The 7,215-nt window shown below is 72.6% G+C and carries 4 protein-coding genes; 2 read left to right on the top strand and 2 right to left on the bottom strand.

The window, feature by feature from the left end; translation table 11 throughout:
- Positions 1-1,789, top strand: a 1,789-nt coding sequence (locus LZ198_RS30150) for an SbcC/MukB-like Walker B domain-containing protein (RefSeq protein WP_323383046.1), incomplete at its 5' end; no start/stop codon positions are given.
- A gap of 9 nt (positions 1,790-1,798) precedes the next feature.
- Here LZ198_RS30150 and LZ198_RS30145 read toward each other — a convergent pair.
- Complete coding sequence (locus tag LZ198_RS30145) at positions 1,799-2,713, bottom strand: serine/threonine-protein kinase (RefSeq protein WP_253975556.1); 915 nt, start codon at positions 2,711-2,713, stop codon at positions 1,799-1,801.
- Positions 2,710-3,498, bottom strand: a complete 789-nt coding sequence (locus tag LZ198_RS30140; protein WP_253975555.1) for a TIGR02266 family protein — start codon at positions 3,496-3,498, stop codon at positions 2,710-2,712. Before LZ198_RS30140 ends, LZ198_RS30145 begins: the two co-directional genes overlap by 4 nt.
- A 222-nt stretch (positions 3,499-3,720) precedes the next feature.
- Between LZ198_RS30140 and cglD the strand changes: the two genes are divergently transcribed.
- Complete coding sequence (gene cglD / locus LZ198_RS30135; RefSeq protein ID WP_253975560.1) at positions 3,721-7,110, top strand: adventurous gliding motility lipoprotein CglD; 3,390 nt, start codon at positions 3,721-3,723, stop codon at positions 7,108-7,110.
- Positions 7,111-7,215 lie beyond the last annotated feature (105 nt).

Genomic DNA, 7,215 nt, shown 5'->3' with positions numbered 1-7,215 from the left:
GGCGGAGGGCCGGCGCGAGGCCGCGGCGGCGCGGGGCGCGGAGCAGCGGAGCGCCTGGGCGGAGGCCCGCGCGCGCTGGCGGGCGGCCGTGGTGCTCGTGGACGCGGGGCGCGAGCAGGTCGCGCCTCCCGACGCGGGGGACTCGTCCGACGCCGGGGCCTGGCTGGAGGCGATGGCGGGAGAGCTCCTGGCGCGGCTTTCGTCCTCGAAGGCCGAGGACGAGGCCGCCGAGGGGCTCGCGAGGGCGGCGCGCGAGGCCCGCGCCGCGCTGGAGACGCAGCGCACGCGGCGAGAGGTGGCCGCCGAGGCGTTGCGCCGCGCGGAGGAGGAGTCGACCCGCGCGGAGGGGGCGCTGAAGGAGGGGCTGGCCCGCCTCGAGGCGGCGGACGTGACGCTGCGTCAGGTGCTGGCGGACGTGGGCCCCGTCTTCGCCAACGACGCGGGCTGGGAGGCGAAGCTGGAGGCGAACCCCGCGGACTTCCGCCAGAAGTGCGGCAAGCGCGTGGCGATGTGGCGGGAGCGCGAGGAGGTCGTCGAGAAGGCGAAGGCGCGGGAGGAGGAGGAGCGGCGCCACCGCGCCCGCGTCCAGGGCCAGCTCGACGGGAATGCCCGGCGCGCGGAGGACGAGGCGGCGCTGGCCGCGCTCAAGGAGCGGACGCGGGGCGAGCTGGGGCGCTCGCGCGCGGGGCTGCTGGAGGGGCGCCCCACGGAGGAGGTCCGCGCGCGGCTGCGGGAGCGGCTGGCCTCCGCGGGCCAGGCCTTCGAGCAGGCCCGCACGGCGGCGGAGTCCACGCGGCAGGCGGAGGAGGTGGCGCGCGCCCGGGTGGAGGACGCGGAGCGCACCCGCGTCGCGGCCGAGGCCTCCCGCGAGGCGGCCTGGGCCGCGCTGTCCGAGCGGCTCGCGGCGCGGGGCACGACGCTGGAGGCGGTGAAGGCCCTGCTCGCGCACGACGCCGCGTGGTGCGAGGCGGAGGAGCGGTCCCTGTCGACGCTGCGCGAGGCCCTGGCCCAGGCGCGCGCGGTGCTCGCGGAGCGGCGTGAGCGCCTGGAGGCGCACGCGTCCTCCGGCGCCCCGGCGCTGTCCGACGAGGAGGCCACGTCCACCCGGGAGCGGCTGCGCGCGGACGTGGAGGCCCGGCGCTCGGCGGAGGCCCGGCTGCGCGCGCGGCTGGAGGCGGATGACGCCGCGCGGGCCCGCCACGGCAGCGAGGCGGAGGCCATCGCGGAGCGACGCCGCGCGGGCGAGGTGTGGAAGGCGCTGGGAGACCTCATCGGCTCGCACGACGGCAAGCGCTTCAAGGTGTTCGCGCAGAGCCTCACGCTGGACGCGCTGCTCATGCACGCCAACGCGCACCTGCAGGAGCTGGCGCGGCGCTACCGGCTGATGCGCGTGCCCGGGCACGACCTGGACCTGCAGGTCGTGGACGGCGACATGGGCGACGAGGTGCGCGGCGTGGCCAGCCTGTCCGGTGGAGAGAGCTTCCTGGTGTCGCTCGCGCTCGCGCTGGGGCTGGCGTCGCTGTCGTCGGAGACGACGCAGGTGGAGACCCTCTTCATCGACGAGGGCTTCGGCACGTTGGACCCGGAGACGCTGGAGGTGGCGCTGGCCACGCTCGACGCGCTCCAGGCGACGGGCCGGCAGGTGGGCATCATCTCCCACGTCTCCGGCCTGGCCGAGCGCATCGGCGTCCAGGTGCGGGTGGTGAAGCAGGGCGGTGGTCGCAGCCGGCTGGTGGTGGAGGGGGACCTGGGGTTGGGCCCGCGCGTGGAGCGGCAGGTCGTCGCGTGAGCCGGGCCGTCAGGGGTTCGGGCCCATCAGCCCGCGCACCACGGCGGCCACGGCCAGCGGCGTCGCCACGCGGTCATCCGCCAGCGCGGCGAGCGCGCGGGCGAACTGCCGCGCGGAGCTGAAGCGCTGCGCGGGGTGGGGCGCCAGCGCGCGGTCCAGCACCAGGGCCAGCGCGTCGGACACCTCCGGCACCTTCAGCCGCACGGGCTTCACCCGGCCGCCGCGGATGGCGGCCTCGACCTCGTCCTCGGGGCCGGAGGGGAAGGGCGACTCCAGCGACAGCAGCTCGTAGAGCAGCACCGCCGTGGCCCACAGGTCCACCGCGACGGACACCTCGCCCGCGAGCAGCTCCGGCGAACGGTAGTGCTGCTTGCCCAGGCGCCGCGCGTCGAACGCCATGCCCGCCCGCGAGCGCGCCACGCCGAAGTCCGCCAGCTTCACCTCGCCCGTGCGCGACAGCAGCACGTTGTGCGGGGACACGTCGCAGTGCACCACGCCCAGGGGGCGGCCGGTGGGGCTGGTGGCCGCGTGTGCGTGCTCGAGCGCCTCCAGCACCTGCCGGACGATGAGCACGGAGATGTCGATGGGCAGCTCGATGCGGCGCTTGCGGCACTGCGCCAGCACGCGCCCCAGGTCGGGCCCCTCCACCAGCTCCAGCGCGAGGTAGCCGCCGTCGAAGAGCTCTCCGTATTCGATGAAGCCGACGATGTGGGGATGCTGCAGGCACCGCGCGAGCTCCGCCTCGTGCAGGAGCTGCTCGCGCGCCTCGGGGTCGCGGGCCCGCTCCGGGCGCACGCGCTTGAGCGCCACCAGCTCCCCGCTCCGCGCGCCCTCGCGCACGCGCGCCAGGAAGACCTCCGCCATCCCGCCGCGCCCCAACTGGGACAGCAGCTCGAAGCGCCCCACCACGCCCATTCCACTCATCCCGTTCCGCCCGCGAGGCTCGCCAGATAGCCATCCAGCGTCCGCGCGAAGGTCGCGTCGTCGCTCAGGAACGCCAGGCCCACGCCGCCGCTGTAGGGGTCGTCCAGCACGTGGACGACGACCGCGTCGCCCTGCAGGTGCTCGCCGTTGGGCAGCTTCACGTCCACGGTGACGACGCTGTCCGGCAGCGGCCGGTGCGCGGTGCGCACGAAGAGGCCCCCGTTGGAGATGTTGAGCGCGTGCTCGCGCACGAACTCCAGCTCCGTGCGGAACTCCAGCTCCAGCCGCACCGCGAAGCGCCGCCCACGCCGCTGGGGGCTGCCCGGCGGCGCCTGGGGCACGCGGCGCGGGTCCTGCTCCGGCGCGGTGACGGGCGGGGGCGGTGTGGGGAGAACGGGGGTGGGCGCCGTGCTCCGCGTGGCCAGTGCGGTCAGGTGCTGCGCCAGCGCACGTGCGGCCCCCGCGCGGTCCTCTCCTCCGAAGGGGCGTCCGCCCGCGAAGGTGGTGGTGCGGAACGCGTCGCGCTCGGCCTTGGGCAGGCGCCACAGCTCCACGAACGAGCCGCCGCTGCGCTTCACCTCGTCGGCCAGCTTGTCCACCGACGCGCGCGGATAGCCGGGCGCCTCCACCTTCACCTCGACGCCGGCTTGATCCTCCCGCGCGCCGACGACGAGCTGCAGCGATTGCGCGGTGGGCAGCATGTCGCCGAGCCCCTCCACCACCGCCGCCGCACGCTCGGGTGATGCGTTTCCATTCCACAATGCCGCGAGACCGAAGACAGGCACGGAAAGGACGATAGCTGACGCCTCCCGACACGCGAACTGCGATCGAAAAACAGTCGTATGGCAATCGACCCGTGGCGCTGAAGGGTGTTCATACGACGAGCGACGGTGGACTCGCACTGAGGGGATATCCCCTCACCATTCCGCTCAGGTCTCCGTAGACTTTGGGTTCTCCCTGACTCATCCCCTCCCCCCCCGGAGTCAGGGCCATGGAGTTGCACCATGATGCGCAAGTCATTGGCCCGGGTCGTCTGCTGCGTATTGTTGTCAGCCTCCCTGCTGACGACAGGTTGCGGCGGGTCGGATCCCGAAGAGCCCGTTCCCACACCTGACTCGGATGGCGGCACGAACGGTGGTTCCGACGGTGGTGATGCGGGCCCCGAGGAGCCCAACGTCGAACCCGACCCGGACCCGGATCCAGGTCCCGTCCCCACCGACATCGCGGACGAGAACAACCCCAACAAGGACTCCGACTGTGACGGCCTCACCGACGCCGAGGAGTTCGCCAATGTCTACCCGGGTGGGTTGAAGACGGACCCGGGTCGCCGCGACACCGACGGCGACGGCATCCGCGACGGCGTGGAGGTCGGTCGGACCTCCAGCGTGGATCCGAACTGCTCGTTCCGCGGGGACCAGGACACCTCCACGCGCACCTCGCCGGTCAAGATGGACACCGACGGCGACGGCATCCCCGACGGCATCGAGGACCTCAACCGCAACGGCAAGCGGGACCCCGGCGAGACGGACCCCAACGCCCTCGACTCGGACGGTGACGGCCTGTCCGACGGCGACGAGGACAAGAACCACAACGGCGTGGTGAGCCCGGGGGAGACGGACCCGCGCAACCGTGACACGGACGGCGACGGCCTGCCGGACGGCCTGGAGGTCCGGTTCGGCACGGACCCGCTCAACCCGGACACGGACGGCGACTCGTGCAGCGACGGTGACGAGGACGTCAACCACAACGGCGTGAAGGACGGCCAGGAGACGGACCCGCGCGTGAAGGACTGCGCGGCCTCCATCCCGGACGCGGACTTCGACGGCATCCCCGACTCGGTGGAGCTCGCCACGGGCACGGACCCGCACAACGCGGACACGGACGGCGACGGCCTGCCGGACGGCCTGGAGGACTCGAACAAGAACGGCCGCGTGGACTCCGGCGAGACGGACCCGCGCCTGACGGACACGGACTGTGACGGCCTCCAGGACGGCCCGGGCCGCAACGGCTTCCTCGGCGAGGACGCCAACGGCAACGGCAAGGTGGACGGCAACGACACGGACCCCACCAACCCGGACACGGACGGCGACGGCCTGCTGGACGGCCTGGAGCGGGGCGTGGCCACGTCGGCGGCGCCGCGCAAGGATTGTGGCTACGTCGGTGACTCGCAGCCCTCCACCACCACCAACCCCAACGACAGCGACACCGACGACGACGGCATCCTCGACGGCGCGGAGGACGCGAACCACAACGGGCAGGTGGACCCCAACGAGCTGGACCCGAGGAACCCGAACGACGGCGCGCCCGGGACGCCCGCGGGCCAGGCCTGCCGCACGAACAACCTGCGCCCGGTGACCTTCAAGGAGGAGAACGGCGCGGACATCCGGCTCGCGCTGCCGGCCACCTTCAAGGACGCCAACCTGGTGAACATCAAGTCGGGTGACCGCACGGTGGGCATCGTCGGCTGGGACGACACCAAGCAGGTGACGCTCATCGCGTACAAGCGCGCGCAGGTGCCGGGCTCCACCACGCCCACCGGGGACGAGGCGGGCATCCGCGCCGCGTCCTTCAACTCCGCGACGCGCGACTTCTCGCAGACGTTCACCACGTGGGACGGCCACGCGGCGCTCGCCTCGCGCTACGCGCTCGCCAACGCCACGGACCTGAAGACGTACACCAACACCCTGGTCCGCTCGCTGGTGCCCAACACCACGGGCGCGCTGTCGGGCGCGGCGGGCATCACCGGCCCGTTCACCCTCCAGGCCCAGTACGTCCACCGCAGCGACTCCAGCGTGCTGGTGGTGCTGGCCCTCACGCCCACGGCCCGCTACACGGAGGCCCAGGCGCTGTTCACCCTGGCGGACACGGCGGGCGGCTCGTCGCTGGCGCAGTTCGGCGACGCGGACGCGGTGCAGTGCGAGCTGTTCACCTCGCGGCAGGCGGTGGTGGACTTCCTCTTCGTCGTGGACGACAGCGGCTCCATGGCCAGCAGCCAGTTGGCCCTGGCCAACGCGGCCACGGCCGTGGCCAACAAGCTGGCCAACTCCACGCTGGACTGGCGCCTGGCCATGGTGACGACGAGCTACACCAACAGCGCGGAGCCCAACTACCAGACGGTGCGTGGCTTCACCCGGAACGTGAACCAGTTCCGTGCGTGGCTGACGGAGAACAGCGCGTGCAACGCGAACCAGTGCTCCATCGTCACCATCCCCTCGGGCACCCAGGCCACCACGTGCACCAACGCCAACAGCAAGGAGTGCTGGGTGAACATCGACGGCGCGCCCGCGGAGAAGCCGCTGGAGTCCGCCCGGTCCGCCATCAACTTCCTGAAGTCCTCGGGAGGTACGGTCGACACCCGCATCCGGGATGGCGCGAAGGTGGTCGTGGTGGTGCTCACGGACACGCGTGACCAGTCCAGCGACAACGAGGAGGTCTTCAAGCAGTACTTCAACGACACGGGCACCAACGCGGGCGTGAGCAACAACCCGGTGGACCAGGTCATCCAGGTCCACGGCATCATCTGCCCGCCGGAGACCGCCACCGCGAACTCCTCGACGTGGTGCCACCAGGACGAGGACCCCCGCAACCCGAAGCACCTGGACGTCATCCAGGCCACGGGTGGCGTGGTGGGCAGCATCCGGGACTCGGCCTCCATCACCACCACCATCAACGGCATCGTCGACAGCGTCATCTCGTCGGTGGGCTACCGCACGCAGCAGCCGCCCATCGGCGCGTCGGTGAAGGTGTCGGTGGCGGAGGTGGCGGACGCGGGGCAGTGCCCCACGGCGGCCGACCTGCCGCGCAGCCGCACCCACGGCTTCGACGTGGACGGCATCAACCGCACGCTGTCCTTCTTCGGAGGCTGCCGTCCGAAGACGGCCACCACGCAGGCGGCGGTGTCGTACCGGTACTGGATCGACCGCACGACGAACGTCAACGGCGTCCCCCCGCCGTGCGAGGGTGACAAGCACTACGACCCGACCGAGGCGGACTTCTGCGACGGCACGCTGTTCTGCAACCGCGTGTCGAACAAGTGCGAGTGCCCGTCGGACTGCGGAGGTGTGGGCGGCTCGCCCGGCCAGGTGTGCAACACCGACCCGGACGTGTGCGCCTTCCGCTGCACGGCGGACTGCGGTGGCACGTGCGGCACCTACGAGACGTGCAACACGAACACCTGCGCCTGCAGTTGCGCGCAGTCGGCGACGTGCGCGGACGGCTACAAGTTCGACACGGGCGTGTGCGGCTGCGCCTGCGACACGGCCGGCCTGAACTGCGGCGGCACGTTCCAGGCGGACCCGAGCTCGTGCTCGTGCGTGTGCAAGCCCAACTGCGGCGGCTGCCCGTCGAACACGTACTGCAACCCGAGCAGTTGCGCGTGCGAGGGCGTCATCGGCTGATGCGCCCACCCGCTCCGGCCTCCCGCGGTGACGGGGAGCGCCGGCGCGAACGCCGGACATGAGAAGGCCCCGGGGGCATGGCGCCGCCGGGGCCTTCGTGTTTCA

Origin of the sequence: Myxococcus dinghuensis, assembly GCF_024198235.1 — a bacterium.
In the GTDB taxonomy this organism is placed as follows: Bacteria; Myxococcota; Myxococcia; order Myxococcales; family Myxococcaceae; genus Myxococcus; species Myxococcus dinghuensis.
Note: the sequence above shows the minus strand (reverse complement) of the source record. Positions and strands in the feature narration are given on the sequence as shown.

Bases quoted from the DNA above. Each gene is read 5' to 3' on its own strand.
- cglD (WP_253975560.1), top strand. From the start codon at position 3,721: ATGCGCAAGTCATTGGCCCGGGTCGTCTGCTGCGTATTGTTGTCAGCC.
- LZ198_RS30145 (WP_253975556.1), bottom strand. From the start codon at position 2,713: ATGAGTGGAATGGGCGTGGTGGGGCGCTTCGAGCTGCTGTCCCAGTTG.